The 19,245-nt window shown below is 66.3% G+C and carries 22 protein-coding genes; 13 read left to right on the plus strand and 9 right to left on the minus strand.

Annotated elements, in window-relative coordinates:
- The first annotated feature begins 54 nt into the window (after positions 1–54).
- Entirely contained in the window at positions 55–2,100 is a 2,046-nt protein-coding gene (locus ACQ5J0_RS01125; RefSeq protein ID WP_462568693.1) for a S9 family peptidase, read from the plus strand.
- A gap of 76 nt (positions 2,101–2,176) precedes the next feature.
- A complete protein-coding gene (locus ACQ5J0_RS01130; RefSeq protein ID WP_462568694.1) occupies positions 2,177–2,983 on the plus strand; it encodes an SDR family oxidoreductase in 807 nt (268 codons plus the stop codon).
- 21 nt (positions 2,984–3,004) lie between these two features.
- Here ACQ5J0_RS01130 and ACQ5J0_RS01135 read toward each other — a convergent pair whose 3' ends face one another.
- Positions 3,005–3,295 (minus strand): 4a-hydroxytetrahydrobiopterin dehydratase, encoded by a 291-nt coding sequence (locus ACQ5J0_RS01135; RefSeq protein WP_462568695.1) that lies wholly within the window; start codon positions 3,293–3,295, stop codon positions 3,005–3,007.
- Between the two features lie 53 nt (positions 3,296–3,348).
- Here ACQ5J0_RS01135 and ccmA point away from each other — a divergent pair, with 53 nt between their 5' ends.
- From ccmA to ACQ5J0_RS01155, 4 genes are read left to right on the plus strand one after another with little or no spacing between them, the layout of a single operon-like run.
- Positions 3,349–3,933 (plus strand): heme ABC exporter ATP-binding protein CcmA, encoded by a 585-nt coding sequence (ccmA, locus tag ACQ5J0_RS01140; protein WP_462568696.1) that lies wholly within the window; start codon positions 3,349–3,351, stop codon positions 3,931–3,933.
- Positions 3,930–4,583, plus strand: a complete 654-nt coding sequence (locus ACQ5J0_RS01145) for a heme exporter protein CcmB (protein ID WP_462568697.1) — start codon at positions 3,930–3,932, stop codon at positions 4,581–4,583. Before ccmA ends, ACQ5J0_RS01145 begins: the two co-directional genes overlap by 4 nt.
- A 3-nt stretch (positions 4,584–4,586) precedes the next feature.
- A complete protein-coding gene (locus tag ACQ5J0_RS01150; RefSeq protein ID WP_462568698.1) occupies positions 4,587–5,915 on the plus strand; it encodes a TrkH family potassium uptake protein in 1,329 nt (442 codons plus the stop codon).
- Positions 5,905–6,564, plus strand: coding sequence for a potassium channel family protein (locus tag ACQ5J0_RS01155; RefSeq protein WP_462568699.1), 660 nt, complete (start codon positions 5,905–5,907; stop codon positions 6,562–6,564). The genes ACQ5J0_RS01150 and ACQ5J0_RS01155 overlap by 11 nt, the downstream gene beginning before the upstream one ends.
- A gap of 24 nt (positions 6,565–6,588) precedes the next feature.
- Here the strand turns inward: ACQ5J0_RS01155 and ACQ5J0_RS01160 are convergent, their stop codons facing one another.
- The 3 genes from ACQ5J0_RS01160 to ACQ5J0_RS01170 all read right to left on the minus strand — a co-directional run bounded on the left by ACQ5J0_RS01160 (position 6,589) and on the right by ACQ5J0_RS01170 (position 9,246).
- Positions 6,589–7,842: a potassium/proton antiporter gene (locus tag ACQ5J0_RS01160; protein WP_462568700.1), complete on the minus strand. Its 1,254-nt coding sequence runs from the start codon at positions 7,840–7,842 to the stop codon at positions 6,589–6,591.
- A 125-nt stretch (positions 7,843–7,967) separates the two neighbouring features.
- Entirely contained in the window at positions 7,968–8,324 is a 357-nt protein-coding gene (locus tag ACQ5J0_RS01165) for a PilZ domain-containing protein (RefSeq protein WP_462568701.1), read from the minus strand.
- A 325-nt stretch (positions 8,325–8,649) separates the two neighbouring features.
- The gene (locus ACQ5J0_RS01170) at positions 8,650–9,246 is read right to left on the minus strand and encodes an SDR family oxidoreductase (RefSeq protein ID WP_462568702.1); all 597 of its coding nucleotides are present in this window, start codon (positions 9,244–9,246) and stop codon (positions 8,650–8,652) included.
- Positions 9,247–9,473: 227 nt separating this feature from the next.
- Between ACQ5J0_RS01170 and ACQ5J0_RS01175 the strand changes: the two genes are divergently transcribed.
- Together ACQ5J0_RS01175 and ACQ5J0_RS01180 are read left to right on the plus strand one after the other, a co-directional pair.
- Positions 9,474–10,661 carry an HD-GYP domain-containing protein gene (locus ACQ5J0_RS01175; protein ID WP_462568703.1) on the plus strand — a complete coding sequence of 396 codons (1,188 nt, stop codon included), beginning with the start codon at positions 9,474–9,476 and terminating at the stop codon, positions 10,659–10,661.
- 472 nt (positions 10,662–11,133) lie between these two features.
- Entirely contained in the window at positions 11,134–11,394 is a 261-nt protein-coding gene (locus ACQ5J0_RS01180; RefSeq protein ID WP_462568704.1) for a hypothetical protein, read from the plus strand.
- Positions 11,395–11,478: 84 nt separating this feature from the next.
- Here the strand turns inward: ACQ5J0_RS01180 and map are convergent, their stop codons facing one another.
- Both map and ACQ5J0_RS01190 read right to left on the minus strand, forming a co-directional pair.
- Positions 11,479–12,306, minus strand: coding sequence for a type I methionyl aminopeptidase (map, locus tag ACQ5J0_RS01185; RefSeq protein ID WP_462568705.1), 828 nt, complete (start codon positions 12,304–12,306; stop codon positions 11,479–11,481).
- Positions 12,307–12,372: 66 nt separating this feature from the next.
- Positions 12,373–13,194, minus strand: coding sequence for a DUF4163 domain-containing protein (locus tag ACQ5J0_RS01190; protein WP_462568706.1), 822 nt, complete (start codon positions 13,192–13,194; stop codon positions 12,373–12,375).
- Positions 13,195–13,242: 48 nt separating this feature from the next.
- On the opposite strand from ACQ5J0_RS01190, the gene ACQ5J0_RS01195 reads away from it, so the two are divergent.
- The 5 genes from ACQ5J0_RS01195 (at position 13,243) to glnA (ending at position 18,050) form a co-directional block, all read left to right on the plus strand.
- Positions 13,243–14,631 (plus strand): leucyl aminopeptidase family protein, encoded by a 1,389-nt coding sequence (locus ACQ5J0_RS01195; RefSeq protein ID WP_462568707.1) that lies wholly within the window; start codon positions 13,243–13,245, stop codon positions 14,629–14,631.
- A gap of 111 nt (positions 14,632–14,742) precedes the next feature.
- Positions 14,743–15,102, plus strand: a complete 360-nt coding sequence (locus tag ACQ5J0_RS01200; RefSeq protein ID WP_462568708.1) for a hypothetical protein — start codon at positions 14,743–14,745, stop codon at positions 15,100–15,102.
- The gene (argC, locus tag ACQ5J0_RS01205; RefSeq protein WP_462568709.1) at positions 15,092–16,030 is read left to right on the plus strand and encodes an N-acetyl-gamma-glutamyl-phosphate reductase; all 939 of its coding nucleotides are present in this window, start codon (positions 15,092–15,094) and stop codon (positions 16,028–16,030) included. Before ACQ5J0_RS01200 ends, argC begins: the two co-directional genes overlap by 11 nt.
- A 211-nt stretch (positions 16,031–16,241) precedes the next feature.
- Entirely contained in the window at positions 16,242–16,580 is a 339-nt protein-coding gene (locus ACQ5J0_RS01210; RefSeq protein WP_462568710.1) for a P-II family nitrogen regulator, read from the plus strand.
- 60 nt (positions 16,581–16,640) lie between these two features.
- Entirely contained in the window at positions 16,641–18,050 is a 1,410-nt protein-coding gene (gene glnA / locus ACQ5J0_RS01215; RefSeq protein WP_462568711.1) for a type I glutamate--ammonia ligase, read from the plus strand.
- A gap of 81 nt (positions 18,051–18,131) precedes the next feature.
- Here the strand turns inward: glnA and ACQ5J0_RS01220 are convergent, their stop codons facing one another.
- Genes ACQ5J0_RS01220 through ACQ5J0_RS01230 form a run of 3 tightly spaced genes read right to left on the minus strand, consistent with a single transcriptional unit; the run spans position 18,132 to position 19,008 of the window.
- On the minus strand, positions 18,132–18,392 hold the full coding sequence (locus tag ACQ5J0_RS01220; protein WP_462568712.1) for a hypothetical protein: 261 nt from the start codon (positions 18,390–18,392) through the stop codon (positions 18,132–18,134).
- Positions 18,393–18,412: 20 nt separating this feature from the next.
- Complete coding sequence (locus ACQ5J0_RS01225) at positions 18,413–18,805, minus strand: hypothetical protein (protein ID WP_462568713.1); 393 nt, start codon at positions 18,803–18,805, stop codon at positions 18,413–18,415.
- Positions 18,802–19,008 (minus strand): helix-turn-helix transcriptional regulator, encoded by a 207-nt coding sequence (locus ACQ5J0_RS01230; RefSeq protein WP_454598709.1) that lies wholly within the window; start codon positions 19,006–19,008, stop codon positions 18,802–18,804. The genes ACQ5J0_RS01225 and ACQ5J0_RS01230 overlap by 4 nt, the downstream gene beginning before the upstream one ends.
- Between the last annotated feature and the right edge of the window lie 237 nt (positions 19,009–19,245).

Here is a 19,245-nt window from a genome sequence, read left to right on the forward strand (position 1 = left end):
CGGCCCGCCGGTCCTATGGTCGAGTCGGCTTAAGCCACAACAGGGGACAGGATCATGATCAAATTGACCACTGCGCTGCTTGCAGCGACTTCGCTTGCGCTGCCGTCGGCAGCCGCGGCAGACAATCATCGCCAGCAGGCCAGTGCGACCGGCGAAGCGGCTCCGCTGATCCCGCGCGAGGATCTGTTCGGTAACCCGACCCGGGCGTCGGGGCAGATCAGCCCCGACGGCAAGTGGCTCAGCTGGCGTGCGCCCAAGGACGGGGTGATGAACGTCTGGGTCGCTCCGGTCAGCGATCCCGCTGCGGCGCGAGCGATCACCTCCTCTACCGATCGACCGATCCCGCAGTATTTCTGGGCCCCCGACAGCCGCAGCGTGCTCTATGTCCAGGACAAGGGCGGCGACGAGAACTACCTGCTCTACGGCGTCGACGTCGCATCCGGCGCCGAGCGCACGCTCACTCCGTTCGAAAACACCCGCGTCGAGCTCATCGGCACGTCGAACCGGATCAAGGACAAGGTGCTGGTCGGGGTCAACAACCGCGATCCGCGCTTCCACGATGTCCACATGCTCGATCTCAACAGCGGCGAGCTAACGCTGGTGCAGCAGAACGACGCCTATGCCGGCTTCCTCGCCGACGACAATCTCGACCTGCGCATGGCGGTACGACCCAATGCATCGGGCGGAATGGACTTCTTTCCCGTCGCCAACGGTGAGATCTCCACCGAGCCGAGCGACAGCACCGAGCTGGAAGATTCGCTGACCACGCAGCCCGCCGGCTTCACCACCGACGGCAAGACGATGTACTGGATCGACAGTCGCGGCCGCAACACCGCTGCGCTGGTTGCACAGAATGTCGCCACCGGCGAGAAAACGGTGATCGCCCAGAACGACAAGGCCGATATCGGCGGGGCCATGACCGATCCGCGCACCGGCGAGATCGAGGCCTACAGCTTCACCTATCTGACCACCGAATGGACCGCCACCGATCCCGAGATCAAGGCCTCGCTCGACTGGCTCGATGACCGTCTCGAAGGCAATTACGGCGTTCAGTCCCGGACCGAGGACGACAGCAAATGGGTCGTCTGGAACGACCCGCTGGCTGCTCCGACCAAGGCCTATATCTACGACCGCGGCGCGAAGACGCTGACCGAATTCTACACCGCCCGGCCCGAGCTGGAAGGCGCCCCGCTGCAGACCATGCACCCGCTCGAGCTGACCTCGCGCGACGGGCTGACCCTGCCCTCCTATCTCACCCTGCCGCCCGGCAGCGACGCCGATGGCGACGGCACGCCCGAAGCCTCGGTACCGATGGTGCTGATGGTTCATGGCGGGCCCTGGGCGCGCGACGGCTACGGCTACAATTCCTATCACCAATGGCTCGCCAACCGCGGCTATGCGGTGCTCAGCGTCAACTTCCGCGGCTCGACCGGGTTCGGCAAGGAATTCATCTCCGCCGGCGATCTCGAATGGGGCCGCAAGATGCACGACGACCTGATCGACGCGGTCGAGTGGGCGGTGGCCGAGGGTATCACCGATGCCGACAAGGTGGCGATCATGGGCGGATCCTATGGCGGCTACGCAACGCTTGCCGGGCTCGCCTTCACCCCCGAGACATTCGCCTGCGGGATCGACATCGTTGGGCCGTCCAACCTCGAAACCCTGCTCGAGACGATCCCCCCCTATTGGGAGCCGCTGATCGCGCAGTTCCACGAGCGGATGGGCAACCCCAATACGCCCGAGGGCCTGGCCATGCTGAAGGAGCGCAGTCCACTCCATTCCGCCGACATGATCGTCAAGCCGCTCCTGATCGGCCAGGGTGCCAACGATCCGCGCGTCAAGCAGGCCGAGAGCGACCAGATCGTCGCCGCGATGCAGGCAAAGGACATCCCGGTCACCTATGTGCTGTTCCCCGACGAGGGCCATGGTTTCGCCAAGCCGACCAACAACATCGCCTTCAACGCGGTGACCGAGAACTTCCTCGCCTCCTGTCTCGGCGGCCGCGCCGAGCCGATCGGCGACACGGTCAAGGGATCGACCGCGCAGATCGTCGAGGGCGAGGAATACGTTCAGGGCTTGGCCGAAGCTCTGGGCGGTTGACGCCCGGATAAATCGGATCGACAAGCGGGCCGCGCGGAGACACCCTCCGCGCGGCTTGTCTTTTGGGAGAATTGGGTTGGGCGCGAGAAGGGCGATTTTCGTCACCGGGGGCGGTTCCGGAATCGGGCGCGCCATTGCCCAGCATTTCGGCAGGCAGGGCTGGTTCGTCGGCCTTGGCGATATCGACGAACACGGCATGGAAGTCACCGCCGACGGCCTGCCCGGCGGGCACCATTACCTCCACAGGCTTGACGTCCGCGACCGCGCGGAATGGGATGTCGCGCTCAACGCCTTCTCGATGGCATCGGGCGGGCGGATCGACGTGGTGGTCAACAATGCGGGGATCCCGCTGGGCGGCTCGCTGATCGAGAACAGCGCAGAGGAAATCGAGCGCTGCCTCGATATCAACCTCAAGGGTGTGCTGTTCGGTGCGCAGGCCGCCCACCCGCATCTCAAGAAGACGGCACCGGGCTCCTGCCTGCTCAACACCGCGAGCGCCGCCGGCATCTTCGGTTCGCCCGGCGCCAGCGTCTACAGCGCGACCAAATTCGCCGTGCGCGGGCTCACCGAGAGCCTCGACGGCGAATGGCACGAGGACGGGATCAAGGTCCGCTCGCTGTGTCCCGGCTTCATCGAAACCCCGCTGCTCGACAAGACCCCCAACCACGGCGCCAACGAGGCGATCCGCGACCGCGTCAACGCGGCGGGCCTGGAAATCACCCCGGTCGAGGATGTCGCGCTCGCGGCCTGGGAGGCGGTCCATGGCGACAGGGTCCACACTCTGGTCGGCAAAACCGCGCGCAAGCTCGCCTTCGCGGTGCGCTGGATGCCCGGCCGGCTGCGCAAGATGTCGCGCAGCAGCTCGCGTGCGCTTGGTCGCTAGCCCCGCCGGCCCAGACCCCTGCTAAACCAGCGCGTCGATATCCTTGGCCATGTTGACGTCGCGCAGGCTCAGCCCGCCGGCGTCATGCGTGGTCAGCGTAATCTCCACCTTGTTGTAGACGTTGGACCACTCGGGATGATGGTCGCGCTTCTCGGCAATCAACGCGACGCGGGCCATGAAAGCGAAGGCCTCGCTGAAATCCTTGAACTCGAAACTGCGCTGGATGGCCTTGCCCTCCCGCGCCAGCGTCCAGCGGCGCAGCGCCCCAAGCCAGCTCGCGCGTTCGTCCTCGTTCAACTCTCGAACCGGCATGAGCCATCTCCTTCGCTTGTCGGTTCGCGCGCTTTTGCCTATCGGCCCTAGTCATGCAAGCCCGTCTCGCCGCGAAGGATATCGCTTGCCGCCGCGGCGACCGGCTGCTGTTCCGCGGTGTGTCCTGCGCGCTCGGCCCCGGCGAGGCGCTGCATGTCGCGGGCGCCAATGGAATCGGCAAGTCGAGCCTGATCCGCATCCTTGCCGGGTTGCTGCGCCCCTTTGCCGGGGAGGTGACCCGCGAGGGCAGGATCGGCTTGCTCGACGAACGCCCTGCGCTCGACCCGCAGGCGAGCCTGCAGGCGGCGCTGGGCTTCTGGGCCGCGCTCGACGGGAGCAAACCGATGGCACTCACCGACCATGCCGATGCGCTGGGGCTCTATGATCTTTTCGACGTCCCGGTCCGCTATCTCTCTACCGGCCAGACCAAGCGCGCGGCGCTGGCACGATTGCTGGGCCAGGCGGTACCGATCTGGCTGCTCGACGAGCCGCTCAACGGGCTCGACACCAAGGGCGTGGCGCTGGTCGAGCAGCTGGTCGCGCGGCATCTCGCCAGCGGCGGGATCGCGGTGATCGCCTCGCACCAGCGCTTCGCAGTCTCGGTCGCCACGCTGACCCTGGCGGAGTTCGCCGCGTGATCGGCACACTGCTGCGGCGCGATCTGGCGGTGCTGCTGCCGGGCGGACGGCGCGGCGGCTCGCTGCTGCCGCTGCTGTTCTTTCTCGCGGTGGCGATGCTCTATCCCTTCGCGGTCGGGCCCGAGCCCGAATTGCTCGCGCGCACCGGTGGCGGGGTGATCTGGGTCGCCGCGCTGCTGGCGGCAATCCTCCCGCTCGAACGGCTGGTGAGTGCCGATCTGGAAGCCGGCGTGTTCGACCAGCTTCATCTGCGCGGTGTGTCGGAGGAACTGGCAATGGCGAGCCGGCTGCTCGCGCATTGGCTGGCCTTCGCCCCGCTGCTGCTGCTCGCCGCCCTGCCCGCCGCGGCCCTGCTCAACCTCACCTCCGAAACGCTGCGCACCCTGCTGCTCGGGCTGCTCGCGGGCACGCCGGGACTCGCCGCGATCGGGCTTGCGATCGCCGCGCTCACCGCCTCGCTGCGCGGCGGTGCGGCGCTGTCCGGGCTGATGGTGATCCCCCTGGCGGTGCCGATCCTGATCTTCGGCGCGGGCTCGCTGGCGCGTCCCGATGGAGCGGCGCTGGCGCTGACCGCCGCGATCAGCCTCGGCCTCTGCGCGCTCGCCCCCTTCGCCGCCGGCGCCGCGATCCGCGCCGCGCGCGAGGGCTAGGCGATGAAGGGCCTGCGCGACCCGATCCGGCTGATCCCGCTGCTGTTTGCCGCTGCGATCGCGATCGGTACGCTGCTGCTCAGCCTGCCCTTCGCCACGCAGGAAGGCGTCCGCGCGCCCTTGCTCACCGCGCTGTTCACCGCGACCTCGGCTGTCTCGGTGACCGGGCTGATCGTGGTCGACACCCCCACCTACTGGTCGTTCTTCGGTCAGGTGACGATCCTGCTGATGTTCCAGATCGGCGGCTTCGGGATCATGACCGCGGCGACGCTGTTCGGGCTGATGGCGGGGCGCGGCTTCGGGTTGCGCCAGCGCATGGCGACGCAGGTCGAGCGCAACCGGCTGGAAACCGGCGATGCGGCCGCGGTGCTCAGGCTGGTCTTGGCGATCACACTCGTGGTCGAGGCGCTCGTCGCGCTGGTGCTCGCGGTGCGGATGATGACCTTTTATTCGATGCCCTTGGGCGAAGCGCTGTGGCACGGCGTGTTCCATTCGGTCAGCGCCTTCAACAACGCCGGTTTCTCGCCCCATTCCGACAGCGTGATTGGCTACCAGACCGACCCGGTGATCCTGATGCCGATCATGCTGGCGGTGGTGCTGACCGCGCTCGGTTTCCCCGTGATGCAGGACATCCGCGCCAACCGGCTGCGCTGGCGGCGCTGGTCGCTTCACACCAAAGTGACCGTGGGCGGGACGATCGGTCTGCTGCTGGCGGGGTTCGCGGCGATCCTGGCGATGGAATGGAGCAATCCCGCCACGCTCGGTCCGATGGGGATCGGCGCCAAGCTGCTCAACGCCGCCTTTCACTCGGTGATGCCCCGCACCGCAGGGTTCAACAGCCTCGATGTTGGCGCCTTCCATGACGAGACGCTGATGGTGAACTTCATCCTGATGTTCATCGGCGGGGGCAGCGCGGGCACTGCGGGAGGGATCAAGGTGACCACCTTCTTCGTCCTTTTCGCCATCGTGCTGTCCGAAATTCTCGGCCGCCGCGACGCCGGGCTGTTCCAGCGCCGCTTCGGCCGCGCGGTCGAGCGCCAGGCGCTGTCGGTGACCATGTTGGCCGCCTCGCTGATTTTCGTCGCCACCACCTACATCGCCTCGATCTCCACCCTGCCGCTGGGCGACATCCTGTTCGAGGCCATCTCGGCCTTCTCGACCGTCGGGCTCTCGACCGGTATCACCGCCGACCTCCCGCCCACCGGCCAGCTCGTCATCGCCGCGCTGATGTTCGTCGGCCGGGTGGGAACCATCACCGTGGCGACCGCGCTTGCGCTGGGCGGACGCGAACGACCCTATCGCTATCCCGAGGAGAACCTCATTGTCGGCTGACAAACGCAAACCCGTGATGGTCATCGGTCTGGGCCGCTTCGGCGGCGCGGTCGCGCGGACACTCGAGCGGATGGGGCACGAGGTGCTGGGGGCGGACACCGATCCGCGCCCGGTGCAGGAATTCGCGCCCGATCTGACCAAGGTGGTCGAGGCCGATTGCACCGAGATGGCGACGCTGGAGCGGCTCGGGATCGCGGATTTCGAGGCGGCGGTGGTCGCCATCGGCACCGATATCGAAGCCAGCGTGCTAACAGTGCTCGCGCTTTCCGATCTCGGCCTGAAGAATATCTGGGCCAAGGCCACCAACGAGAAACATGCGCGCATCCTCGAGCGCACCGGCGCGCATCACGTCGTGTTCCCCGAACAGCGGATGGGCGAGCGGGTCGCGCATCTGCTCAACGAACGGCTGCTCGACTTCATCTCCTTCGGCGACGAATTCGCCATCGCCCGGCTGGCGGCGCCCGAACCGATCGTTGGGCTGCCGCTGGTCACCAGCGCCTGCCGCAGGAAATACGGCGTCACCGTGGTCGGCGTGAAGCGCGAAGGCGAGGATTTCATCCACGCGGTCCCCGACACGATCATCTTCCCGCACGACGAGCTGGTCGTCTCGGGCCGGATCAAGGATATCGAGCGCTTCTCCGCGATCTGACGGCGCACCCGCCGTCCGCGGGCGTCAGCTCTTGGGCGCCGGCTCGGCGAGCGGTTCGCCGACCCCCTCCATCCCCTTGCGCACCGCGCGCCCGCCGATCCCCAGCCGTGCAGCCATCCAGTTGATGCTCGGTCCCTGGATCACGCTCGACACCAGCACCACGAAGAACACCACGTTGAAGATGGTGAAGGCGCCGGGGATCCCGGCCACCATCGGGAAGGTCGCGAGCACGATCGGCACCGCGCCGCGCAGGCCCGCCCAGGACACGAACAGCTTGGCGCGCCAGCCGAAACGGCGGAAGGGTGCGAGACAGATGAACACGCTCAGCGGCCGGGCGACGAACATCAGGATGAACGCGATCGCCAGCCCCGGCAGCGCGACGTCGAGCAGGTTGGTCGGCGCCACCAGCAGGCCGAGCGTGAGGAACATCACCACCTGCGCCAGCCAGGCCATCCCGTCCTGGAAGGTCGAGACGATCAGCCGGGCCTTGTAGGTGCGGTTGCCCGCGACCAGCCCCGCCAGATAGGCGGCGAGAAAGCCGTTGCCGCCGAGCAGCTGCGCCAGGCCATAGGCGATCAGCGCGCCGGCGATCGAGATCACGAAGGCCAGCCCGCCGTGGTAGAAATTGGAGCGCTTGAGCACTTCGGGAAGCAGATAGCCCACTCCGAGCCCGATGACCGCACCCATCGCCATCTGCACCGCGAAATCGGGCACCAGCGACAGCGGCGACGCCCCCGGGGTGGCGATGAACAGGATCGCGGCGCCGACGAGGAAGATCGCCATCGGGTCGTTGGAACCCGATTCCACCTCGATCAGCGCGGGCACCTCGCCATGCAGGTCGAGCCCGCTCGAGCGCAGGATCGCGAAGACCGCGGCGGCATCGGTCGAGGCTACCACCGCGCCGAGCAGAAAGCCCTGCAGCGGCTCGAGCCCGAGCAGATAGACCGCCGCTCCAGCTGTGATGCCCGCGCTGAGCAGCACCCCCAGCGTCGCCAGCACCAATGCTGGCGATAGCACACGCTTGACGTCGCGCCAGTCGGTGTCGAGTCCGCCCGAAAACAGGATGAAGATCAAACAGGCAACGCCGATGCCCTGCGTCAGCGCGTAATCGCCGAAGGCGATGCCGCCAGGACCGTCCACTCCGGCCAACATCCCCAGCGCGAGAAAGCCGATCAGCGCCGGCAGGCCGAACCGGCTCGACAGCGACCCGGCGAAAACCGTGGTGAGCAGCAGGATGCCGAGGATCAGAAGCGCAACATCGGGAGTGACGGACAGCATGCCGCCCTGAAAGCCGCGCGAGCGAGCGATGGCAAGGCGGAAAGCGGCGAAGCGCAGATGGGTTCAGCGGGTGCGTTTGGTCACAGCGCCTTGATTGCGTCGCCGCGACAGGCCGCGAACAGTCGTCAGGCGCGTCGACGCGCGACCGGCTCTCCCCAAGCCGTTGTATCCGGTCGCGATGCTTCGCCGCGCAGGCTGGCTAGCTGCGCGCTCAATTCGCGTGCGGTCAGCGGCCGGTCGAGGCGCACCCCGGCGATGCCCGAATGCACCCAACAAATGCGACCGGCTAGTTCCATCCCCTCGCAGACGACGGCCACCGCGTCGCCGGGCGCAAGGCCGCAGCCCCCGAGCCCGCTGATCCGGCATCCCTCGCTCGACAATTCGATCATCAACCCGCTGCGACGATTGCCGTCGAGCGCGCCGAGCAGCTCGACGACATGTCGAACCGAATACCGCTTGTGCGCACGGATCGTGAGTATCATCGTCAAGTTCGCCCCTCTGCAACCAATTCAGCGCAGACATCGCGCGAATTGATTAAGAAGGTGTTCCTGAGGCAGATATCCTCCGGACAGAGCGCGTCTTCCAAATTCGAATAGGGTTATTGTCGACTGACCAAGATCAATGAAAAGACTGCCGCACGGCGTTTGGCACCTCCTGCCCCCAAGCCGGCCTCAGCCCTTTTCACGGGGCTAATCTTCACCATGAATTTCCTTCAACCGGATCGTCCGCGGTCATTCTGGCGCAATCATTCTGGCGCGTAGGTCACCGGGAACAGTGGTCGGCGACCCAATCGGGGTCGTTGGAGCTCTAAACGCTCTCCATCGTGGCGGTTCTGCCCAGCCATTCTCCGCTCTCGACCGCATTGGCGAGCACGAAGGCGACATCGCCTCGTGCGGCCTTGCCTTGCGGGTCGACGTCCTCGCCGAAGCGGATGTCGCGGTTGCCATCCGCCTCGGTCAGGGCGACCGGCCTGACGATCGCATAGTCCAGTCCCGAGGCCTTGAGGTGCTCGTCCGCTTCATGCTTGGCCTGGAAATAATGCGCCAGCTCGCCGTCTTCCGGCGGATCGTCGGTGCCGATGCTGCTCAGCATCACGAAGCGCTTCACCCCGGACTTCGCCGCGATGTCGATCAGGCGCTTGGCTCCGTTGCGGTCGACCTTGTCGGTCATGTCGGCGCCGGTATCCCCGCCCGAGCCCGCCGCAAACACGACCGCATCGCAGCCGGCGCAGACATCGTCCTGCAGATCGGTGAGATCGCCGTTTCGCTGCTGGGTGCCCTCGGGCAGAGCGGCGGTGTCCGAGCTTTCGCGGACCAGCGCCACCGGTTCGTGCCCGCGCGAGGCGAGTTCGCCGACGAGCCGCAACCCGGTTTTGCCGGTAGCTCCGGCCACGAGAACTTTCATAGCAAACTCCAGTAGATCCAGAAATCACCTTCTCGGTTCGAAGGCGGATTGGCGGCGTGCGGGTCGCACCCGCCAAGCGATGCTCGCGCAATAGATAATCCGCCATGCGTCTCTTTCAACCGGATCGCCCGCGCGTGCCGCCGAGCGCTCTATAATGCCGATATCGAAGTTCTATTGGAGCGAAGGGTCTTGGATTCGCGTAGCATCGGGCGGGCGGAGGAAGCGGCATGACGCTGAGACGCATACCAAGCGAACAGCTGCGGGTGGGCATGTATATCCATGCCTTCGACGGATCGTGGTTCGATCACCCGTTCTGGAGCCGCAATTTCCTGCTCCAGCGCGAAAGCGACCTGGCGACAGTGCTGCGCAGCGACATCTCGACGCTCCTGATCGATACCTCGAAAGGTGCCGATCTGCCGCTCCCGGCGCAGGCCTGGGCCGAGAGCCCGGCCGAAGACACCCGCACCCCGAACGAGAAGACAGCCGCCGCGACGCAGGTCGTCAACCGCGCCCGCGACGTCGTCCGCGGCGTGTTCGATTCGGCCCGGCTGGGCAAGGCGATCGAATCGCGCGCCGTCACGAGCGTCGTCGAGGAGGTCGTCACCTCGATCGAGAACAATCGCCACGCTTTGCTCAAGGTCCTGCGGCTCAAGAAGAAGGACGAATACACCTATCTGCACTCGGTCGCGGTCTGCGCGCTGATGGTCAATCTGGCCCGCCAGCTCGGGATCGACGAGCAGTCTGCCGCCGATCTGGGGACTGCGGGCCTGCTCCACGACATCGGCAAGGTGATGGTCCCGGCAGAAGTGCTCAACAAGCCGGGCAAGCTGACCGAGGAAGAATACGTCCTGGCCAAGACGCATGCGCTGGAGGGCTATCGCCTGCTCGGCGAGGTCGACAATCTTCCGGCAACCGCGTTGGATGTCTGCCAGCATCACCACGAGAAGATCGACGGAACGGGCTACCCGCACGGGCTTCGCGGCGCGCAGGTCAGCCGCGCGGCCAGAATGGGCGCGATCTGCGATGTCTACGACGCGGTGACCTCCAACCGCCCCTACAAGGACGCCTGGACGCCGCTGGATGCGATCACGCGGATGCGGCAATGGGCGGGGCATTTCGACCCGCAGATCCTCTCGGCCTTCATGGTGAGCATCGGCGTGTTCCCGCTCGGCGCCGTGGTGCAATTATGCGACGACCGGCTCGGGGTCGTGATCGAAGGCGGCCGCAATTCGACCCGGCCGAAGGTGCTGGCCTTCTACTCGACCCGCCAGCGCAGGTTCACCCGCAACGAGCTGGTCGTCGCGGGCGACGAACGCTCGGGCAGTGCCATCGTCGCGGAAGTCGATCCCGCCGCCTGGGGCATCACCCGCGAGAAAATCGACCGGCTCGTGCGGCTGGGAGTGCCTTGGGTTTAGGTCGAGAGGGAGTGTTGCGGGTGAAACGCGGGGCCGGAAATCCAGCCAGCTTCCTAAAACCGGATTGCCGGCTGACGACCCAGCTGCGGCACTCCCCCATTTCGTCGCCCCGGGGCCGACCCGGGGTCCCGCTGCCTCCGTGGACAAACCCATCCCCTCGTCATTGCGAGCCGCCGCAGGCGGCGCGGCAATCCATGGCCGAAGCTTGCCGCCCGGCACCAACACAGTCGCTCAGCCGCGACGTTACGCCCTCGATTGCGTCGCCCCTGCGTTCCTCGCAACGAGGGAAGCGGGACCCCGGGTCAAGCCCGGGGCGACGAGAGGTGAGGGCGGCGCTTCGATTTCTGAGGATCATGTCACCACGGGCAGCCGCCGGCCAAGAACGGCTGCTTGCCGCGGTCCTACGCCATTAGCCGCCTGGCAGGTACCGACCCGTTGCGGTCATCTGCGAAAACGTGAGAGAAGCTTCACGATGGTCGAATACATTTATCTCCAGCCCAATGAGCAAATGCCAGAAGTAGCTGACGAGGATGCGTGGCTTATCGTCGAGGCGAGCGATGATGGTCGCTTCTTCGGCACTGGCTACGGTTTCAAGGCCTCGGGCGAGGGCGTGTTTTATGCCTCCTTAGCAGAAAGCGATATTACGTTGGAGGCGGCACTCGCCGCAGCGACAGAGTGGGCGCGAGAGCGAGGTGTTCCGCAAATCTGGGTTCAGACGAATCCGGTCCTATAAACGTCCGTTTCCCACCCAATAGCGGTCACTACCCCGCCACCAGCGCAGCGATAAAACCCGCCGCTACACCATCCAACCAAGCCCTCACGCGTAAGGCGGCTGGTGCAGGCCCCTGGCGCTCTGGGTGAAGATCTCGTTGCCGGTCTCGGTGATGCCCAGCGAGTGCTCGAACTGCGCCGAAAGGCTCTTGTCGCGGGTCACCGCGGTCCAGCCGTCGTTGAGCAGCTTGGCGTGTGGACGGCCGAGGTTGATCATCGGTTCGATGGTGAAGAACATCCCCGGCTTGAGCACCGGCCCGGTGCCCGCCTTCGCGGCATGGATCACCTCGGGCGCGTCGTGGAACAAGCGGCCGAGCCCGTGGCCGCAGAATTCGCGCACCACGCCGTAGCGGTACTGGCTGGCATGCGCCTCGATCGCCGCGCCGATATCGCCCAGCCGGGCGCCGGGCTGCGCCGCCGCGATCCCCAGCATCAGGCATTCATAGGTCACCTCGACCAGCCGCCGCGCTTTCAGCGGCGGTTCGCCGGCGAAGAACATCCGGCTGGTGTCGCCGTGCCAGCCGTCGAGCAGCGGGGTGACGTCGATATTGACGATGTCGCCCTCCTTCAGCAACTTCTCGCTCGGAATGCCGTGGCAGATGACGTGGTTGATCGAGATGCAGCAGCTGTGTGCATAGCCGCGATAGCCCATGGTCGCGGGCACCGCGCCGCCGTCGAGCGTGAGCTCGCGCACCTTGTCGTCGATCGCCGCGGTGGAAACACCCGGCTGCACCATGGGGGCGATCTCGTCGAGAATGGATGCCGCAAGCTGACCCGCGCGGCGCATGCCGGCGAAGCCCTCCTCGCCATGGAGCTTGATCGTGCCGTCGCGAAGGACGGTCTCGGTGCCGTCGATGGTCTGATATTCGGTCATGGCCGCGATGTAGCGACCGATGCGCCCGATTGCGAGGTTTTGCTGCGGCGGTCCTCTTGAAGGCGGCTAATTCTGCGGCCCCAGCGAGAAGGCCTTCGCGTAATCCGGCTTCACCGCGTCGAGCAGCGCGGTGTCGACCGGGAGGTCGAATTCGTACGAACCCTCTGCATAGGGTCCCGCGACATAGGGCATCACCAGAACGCCGATGCGATCGAAGGTGCGATCGTTGGAGGATCCCAGCAGTACCGTGATCTCCTCCACCCCGGGGCAGTCGCTGAAATAGTCGTCGGCGTCGGGATCGACGGGTTCGCCGCGCCGCTCGGCCCGTTCGGCATCGAGCTGCTCGCAGAACCGCCGCGCGATCGCATTCTGGAAATTCTGCGGGCTGCGGAACAGGTCGAGCGGATCGCGGGCTACCCCCGCCCGCTTGTCCCACAACAAGCTGTCGAAGCCGGTGTTGGGATGCGCGCCGCCGGCATAGGTCGAGATGGTGCCCGACAGGCTGAGCCAGCCGGGAATATCCGCCACCACCTGCCATTCGCCCGAGAAGCTATGCGGGCGAAACGGATAGTCGGCCTCCGCCGCCGCCGCGCGGTCCTCGCGCACCGCGCCCACCAGTTCGGTGCGCGCCTTGTCCGCCCGGCCTTGCAACAGCGTCGCCAGCGCGGGGATCGAATTGGCCTCGACGGGCCAGGAATATTCGAATTCGTAATCCTCGGTGCTTTCGGCGATGGCGCGGCCTTCGCCCGGCTCGGTCCCCGGCGGAGCCGGCGGCGTTGCGGCAGCACCGGCCTGGGCGGAAGCGCCGACCCGCTCCTCCATCTCAGCCGCGTCGGAACACGCGGCACTCGACAGCAGGGCCGCAATCAGGAACAGGCGCGGGTTCATTCGCATTCCTTTGCCATGGGCAAAACACAAAACAGGGACAGCCGCACAATGGCCGAAACCATCGACTTGATCCAGCCGGATCGCGGACAGGACGCGATTTCCATCCATCTCGTCGCCCGCGACGGGTTCGAAGCCTGGGCGAAGCAGCTCTCCAACGGCCAGCGCAGCGCGCTCGAAGCGCAGAAATTCGAAGGCGGCGGCTACCAGACCGCGATCGTCCCCGATGGCGATGGCTGGTTCGCGGTGGGCGGGGTGGCGAATCCCGCCGAACTGTCGAGCTGGTGCATGGCCAAGCTCGCCGAGGATCTGCCCGCGGGCACCTATCGCCGCGCCGAGGGCGAACCCGGACCTGCGCTTCACGGCTGGCAGACCGCGCAATACACCTTCGAGCGCTACAAGCAGCCAGAGCGCCCCACCGGTCCGCGGGTGTTGCTGACCAAGGAGGCGGGCAAGATCGACCCCGCAATCGACGAAGCGCGCGCCGTGGGCTTGGTGCGCGACCTCGTCAACACGCCAGCCGAGGACATGGGTCCCGCCGCGCTCGAGGAGCATGCAGAGCACCTCGCGAAGACGCACAAGGGGGACCTGACCGTGGTGCGCGGCGATGCGCTGGAGCAGGACTATCCGATGATCCATGCGGTGGGCCGCGCGGCGGCGCGCAAGCATGCACCGCGGCTCCTGCACCTGACATGGGGCAGCGAAAGCGACCCGGTTCTCGCCATCGTCGGCAAGGGCGTGTGCTTCGATTCGGGCGGGCTCGATGTCAAATCGGCGAGCGGCATGAAGCTGATGAAGAAGGACATGGGCGGCGCGGCGCACGCGCTGGCGCTGGCCGGGCTGATCATGGGCGGCGGGCTCAAGGTGCGGCTGCACTGCCTCGTCCCAGCGGTCGAGAACGCGATCTCGAGCGATTCCTTCCGCCCGGGCGATGTGCTCGCCTCGCGCAAGGGGCTGACCGTCGAGATCGGCAACACCGATGCCGAAGGGCGACTGGTGCTAGGCGATGCGCTCACCCGCGTCAGCGAAGAGAACCCCGATCTGATCATCGATTTCGCCACGCTGACCGGCGCGGCGCGCGTCGCGCTGGGACCGGAATACCCTGCGTTGATGACACGCCGCGACGCCACCGCGGAAGCGCTGATCGCGGCGGGCCGCGCGCATGACGACGAACCCTGGCGGCTGCCGCTGCCCGAAGCCTATGGCGAATGGCTCAATTCGGACATCGCCGACACGAACAACGCGCATGTCAACGGTTTTGCCGGCGCCAGCGTCGCAGGGCTGTTCCTCGACAAATTCGTCGGCGAGGGGCTCGAATGGGCGCATTTCGACACTTTCGCCTGGCGCCCGGCGCCCAAGCCGGGGCGGCCCAAGGGCGGCGAGGCCTACGGCTTGCGCGCCGCCTGGCACATGCTGCAGGAGCGCTATGGGAGCGCCTAGCGCGGACGCGCCGAGGCTCGCGTCGTGCGTAACAAAGGCGTCATGCTTGCCGCAGGGCCTCCGCGCGGCTAAGCGGCCCGCCATGCCCTCGACGAGGATCCCGAACGCGCTGTGAGCCAGGCTGCACCCTATTACCTGCCCGACGGGATCGTCGGCCTGACCGGTGCTGTCGAACGTCCCGAACCCGGGACGCTGCCGCTGCGCGCCGATCTGGCGCATATCGCGCTCGCGCAGCGCTTTCTCGCGGTTCATTACGTGATCCCGCAACTCCGTACGATCGGCGATGCGGACACGCCGCTGATGCTGGCGCCGCGCGCTGACTCCGCAGAATTGGTGACCCTTCCCGCCGGCAGCGCGATCGAAGCGCTCGACTGTGCGGGGGGCTGGTGCTGGGTGTGCCGCGGCCCCGAGGGGCCGAGCGGCTATATCCCCGCCGAGAGCCTGATCCCCGACGACGACCATGCCGCATAGCGTCTTCGTCGACGGCGCGGCGGGCACCACCGGGCTCGAGATCCTCGAGCGGCTGGCGGGGCGCGGCGGCGTCACGCTGATCGAGCTCGACGAGAGCCGCCGCAAGGACGAGGCCGCGCGCCGCGACGCGCTCAACGAGGCCGATTTCGCCATCCTCTGTCTCCCCGACGAGGCTGCGCGCCAAGCGATGGAACTGCTCCATCCCGCCGCGGGAACGCGCGTCATCGACGCGTCTTCCGCGCACCGTGTTACCGAGGGCTGGTGCTACGGCTTTCCCGAGCTGGTCGGACGCGAGCGTGTCGCCGAAGCGCGCAGGGTCAGCAATCCGGGCTGCTATCCTACCGGTTTTCTCGCGCTGGTGGCGCCGCTGGTGCGCGCGGGGCTGCTGCCTGCCGACTGGCCCTACACGGTCAACGCCGTCAGCGGCTATTCGGGCGGCGGAAAGAGCCTGATCGAGCGCTTCGAAACGCAGGGCGCGCCGGCCTTCCGCGCCTATGGCTATGATATGGCGCATAAGCACGGGCCCGAAATGAAAGCGCATGCCAGGCTGGAGCACGGCGTGATCTTCGCGCCCTCGGTCGTACCTGCCTATCGTGGCATGATCGTCGAGGTCCCGCTCCATCTCGGAGCGATGGCGGGCGAGCCGACCGCCGACGCGCTGCGCGCCGCGCTTGGCGAATTCTACGCGGATGCGCCGGTCGTCACGGTGCGCGGCGGGGACGTGCCGAGCGAGCTGATCCTGGAACAGAACGCGCCGCCGTCCGACGAGCTCGAGCTTTTCGTCTTTTCCAATCCCGGCGGCTGGCACGCGCGGCTGGTCGCGCGGCTCGACAACCTCGGCAAGGGGGCCAGCGGCGCCGCGATCCAGTCGCTCAACCTGATGTGCGGCCTGCCCGAGACCACCGGGCTGAGACTGCCTGCTGCCTGAATTGCAGGCAGGCGCTGCCCAGATCTTGGGCAGCCCCCTCGCCCGCCGCAATGCCCTTGCAATTGGCACCGCTCCGCTTTTCGAAACTTGCCCCAAACCGGCCTTGCGCGCCCGCTTCGATGCTCTAGGCTCGCTTTTGTGGCTGGCACGATTCTTGGAACATATATCCGAGGGTGATCGTAGCCAGGTCACAGACGGGGACGACCAACACGTGAAAAAGATCGAGGCGATCATCAAGCCGTTCAAGCTGGACGAGGTGAAGGAGGCGCTGCACGAAGTCGGCGTCTCGGGCATCACCGTGACCGAGGCGAAGGGTTTCGGTCGCCAGAAGGGCCACACCGAGCTTTATCGCGGCGCCGAATATGTGGTCGATTTCCTTCCCAAGGTGAAGCTCGAGGTGGTCGTTGCCGACGCCATTGCCGAGCGCACCGTCGAGGCGATCGCCAATGCCGCGCAGACCGGGCGGATCGGCGATGGCAAGATCTTCGTCTCGCCGATCGAGTCCGCGCTGCGCATCCGCACCGGCGAGCGCGACGACGACGCGATCTGAACCGAACCATTCCGGGCCCCGCGCCCGACACGCAATTCAATCGATACGGAGAACACGACGATGGCAAGTGCAAGCGAGATCCTCAAACGGCTGACCGACGAAGACATCGACTGGCTCGACCTGCGCTTCACCGACCCCAAGGGCAAATGGCACCATCTAACCATGGTCGCGCGCGCGCTCGACGAAGACATGCTCGAGGACGGGCTGATGTTCGACGGTTCCTCGATCGCCGGCTGGAAGGTGATCAACGAGAGCGACATGATCCTCAAGCCCGATCTCGAGCGGGTCTATCTCGATCCCTTCGCCGCCGAGGCGACCATGATCGTGTTCTGCGACATCGTCGAACCCTCGACCGGCGACTGGTATTCGCGCGATCCGCGCACCACCGCCAAGCGGGCTGAGGCCTATCTCGGCAATTCGGGCATCGGCGACACGATTTATGTCGGACCCGAGGCCGAGTTCTTCATGTTCGACGACGTCCGCTTCGAGGATGGCTACGCCGGTTCGGGATTCTCGCTCGACGACATCGAACTGCCGACGAACTCGGGCAAGGAATACGAGAGCGGCAACATGGGCCACCGCCCGCGCGCCAAGGGCGGCTATTTCCCCGTCGCCCCGGTCGATTCCGCCACGGACATTCGCGGCGAGATGGTCGCCACCATGCTCGAGATGGGGCTGCCTTGCGACAAGCACCACCACGAGGTCGCCGCCGCGCAGCACGAGCTGGGCCTGACCTATTCGACGCTGGTCGAAACCGCCGACAACATGCAGATCTATAAATATGTGGTCCACCAGGTCGCCCATGCCTATGGCAAGACCGCGACCTTCATGCCCAAGCCGATCAAGGACGACAACGGTTCGGGCATGCACACGCATATGTCGATCTGGTCGGGCGGCAAGCCGACCTTCGCGGGCAATGAATATGCCGGCCTGTCGGAGAACTGCCTGTTCTTCATCGCCGGGGTCATCAAGCACGCCAAGGCACTGAACGCCTTCACCAACCCGACCACCAACAGCTACAAGCGGCTGGTCCCGGGCTTCGAGGCGCCGGTGCTGCTTGCCTATTCGGCGCGCAACCGCTCGGCCTCCTGCCGCATTCCCTATGGCGCGGGCGAGAAGGCCAAAAGGGTCGAGTTCCGCTTCCCCGACGCGATGGCCAATCCCTATCTCGCCTATGCCGCGCTGCTGATGGCGGGTCTCGACGGGATCCAGAACAAGCTCCACCCGGGCGAGGCGATGGACAAGAACCTCTACGATCTGCCGCCCGCCGAACTGGCCGACGTGCCGACCGTCTGCGGCTCCTTGCGCGAAGCGCTCGAGGCGCTCGAGGCGGATCACGAATTCCTGCTCAAGGGCGATGTCTTCACCAAGGACCAGATCGACGCCTATGCCGAGCTGAAATGGGAAGAGGTCATTCGTATGGAGACCACGCCCTGTGCGGTAGAGTTCGACATGTATTACAGCGCCTGATAGACGCGAGACTTCACCGAGGGGGGCGTCCGGAGCAATCCGGGCGCCCCTTCGGTTTTGGGGAGGGTTGCAGCCGCGGTTTCAATTGGGACCGCGGGTCATCAATCCGCGACGTCCCGCCTGCCAGAAGGTGGCAAGCAGCAGGACCACCGAGAACATCGTCAGCCAATCGAGCGGCGCGGGCCCGGTCACAAAGCCGGTGTGCGCCAGCATGGCCCAGCCGCCGCCGATCAGCAGCAGCAGGCTGAACGCGCTCGCCGTGGCATCGCGGTTGAGGTCGCGCTGCATCTCGTCGGTCAGCCGCTGCGCGATGGTGCCGAGCCATGTCGCAATGGCGAGCATAAGAACCGCCCCGCCCACGCTCAGACCCGGCGCCAGCGGCCCAGGGGACCGGCTAGCGCCAGCAGGATCAGCGCGCCGCCCAGCAGCACCATGGCGACCGAGCTCGGCACAAGCATCCGCTTGCCTTCGCGCAACTCGTCGGCATCCTCGACGTTGAGCAGCTTCGCCCCGACCCCCGGCCTCGCCGCGCCCAGCGCCACCACCAGCCCGGTGAGGATGTAAATCACCCCCACCAGTCCGGCGATCTCGCGCGAGACGCCCAGCCCTTCGCCGGTCGAGAATTCGGCGAACTCGAGAAACGCCATCGCGGCGAGAAACCCGCTGAGCCCGCCCGCCGACAAGGGCAGGGCCAGTCGGCGGAGCAGGGATTTCTTCCGGGGAATCGGCGGGGCTGTTTGAGGTTGAGCAGTCATTCTTCAGGCTCCCAATGATCGATGAACAGGTCGGGCACCGCCACGCCGAACAGCCTGGCCATGCGCAGCGCCAGCGGCAGCGAGGGATCGTATTTGTCGGTCTCGACCGCGTTGATGGTCTGGCGCGAAACGCCGAGCCGGCGGGCCAGTTCGCCCTGGCTCCAGCCCTGCTCCTCGCGATAACCCTTCAAACGGTTTTCCAACGACACACCTCCTGCCTGACAAGAGTTCTTTACTGTAAAGATATCTTGTCAGTCAAGAGCTCTTGTCATCTCAGCCTTCGACGGATTGAGCGGAGCGGGCGGTGGGTCTATTTTCCGTCATTGTGAGCGGAGCGCGGCAATCCATGGACCGACGCGCTGGATTTCTGCGGCTCCTCGCAATGACGAGATGTTCGCGGATGCCATGCCCCGTTCGTGTCGAGCGCAGTCGAGACACGC

The sequence above is a fragment of the Qipengyuania sp. SM2512 genome, from assembly GCF_054954005.1.